Source organism: Bartonella sp. TT119HLJHH (assembly GCF_042193385.1).
GTDB lineage: Bacteria > Pseudomonadota > Alphaproteobacteria > Rhizobiales > Rhizobiaceae > Bartonella.
Window position 1 is genome coordinate 1 of record NZ_JBHILS010000114.1, and the last position, 917, is coordinate 917.

A 917-nucleotide genomic window follows, 5' to 3' on the forward strand; every position below is an offset into this window, starting at 1 on the left:
AAGGTTTGGTGCTTTCTCATCAATCAACCCGTGTTGAATTAACGGGCAGTGTGCGGATTCAAGCAGAAGATTTACAGCACAATCAAAAATCTGTTGGCGCAAGCCACAAACACGGTGGGGTCAAAATGGGTCCCTCCACAACCTCTTCCCCCCTTTAAAGGAGTTTTATCATGCGTGAGAACACTTATGTTATTTTAACCAATGCCGATTTTGTTGCAGGCAAGCGTTCACCGGGCAAAGGTGAAGAAATTTGTTTAAGTGAGGAAGAGGCTAAATATCCGTTGCTGCTTGGTCAGATCGCTGAAAAAACAGCCCCTGTTGTTTCTGCGCCCCCAACTGTTTCTACCACAAAGACAAGCAAAGGTGCTTAAAGCATGCGGTGCGGGATGAGCGAAAAGGATGGCTCTCTTTTATATGGCTTTGCGCATTGTCAACAGTCACTTCGTAAATGTCTGACGACAAGGATTGGGACACGGGTTTTGCGTCGTCATTATGGATGTGATGTTGGAGCATTCCAAGACGCCAATGCTGATCCTGCGACGATGATGCAGCTTTATCAAGCAATTGTTGAAGCACTCGATGATCCAGAGTGTGGAGAGCCTGGGTTCTCGTTGCAGAGGATTGATCTGACAAAAGCAACGCGTGAAGGCACGTTCCATTTTGTTTTAACGGGTGTTTTTTATCCCAATGGGCATTTGGGAGATTGGTCACACCAAGAGCCAATGAGCATCAATTTAGAGGTTGGTGATGACTGAGTTTGAACCTTTATCCATTCTACAATTTCCTTGGCCACAAATTCCCCCTCCACAACTCCCTCTGCCACAAATTATTGAAGAGCTTTCTGTTGAAGCAATTTTAGAGCAAAAGATCACGCGTTTGACTGAGCTTTTTGCAGCGCATCATATTCCTTATAATGT

The 917-nt window shown here is 45.1% G+C and carries 2 protein-coding genes and 1 pseudogene; all 3 read left to right on the forward strand.

All coding sequences use genetic code 11. The features are described from left to right. Positions 1–170 precede the first annotated feature (170 nt). Complete coding sequence (locus tag ACFIJL_RS09630; protein WP_375624496.1) at positions 171–371, forward strand: hypothetical protein; 201 nt, start codon at positions 171–173, stop codon at positions 369–371. 3 nt (positions 372–374) lie between these two features. Continuing rightward, complete coding sequence (locus ACFIJL_RS09635; protein WP_375613760.1) at positions 375–755, forward strand: GPW/gp25 family protein; 381 nt, start codon at positions 375–377, stop codon at positions 753–755. Continuing rightward, a pseudogene (locus ACFIJL_RS09640) lies at positions 748–917 on the forward strand (baseplate assembly protein); the annotation flags it as partial. The gene ACFIJL_RS09635 and the pseudogene ACFIJL_RS09640, both read left to right, overlap by 8 nt.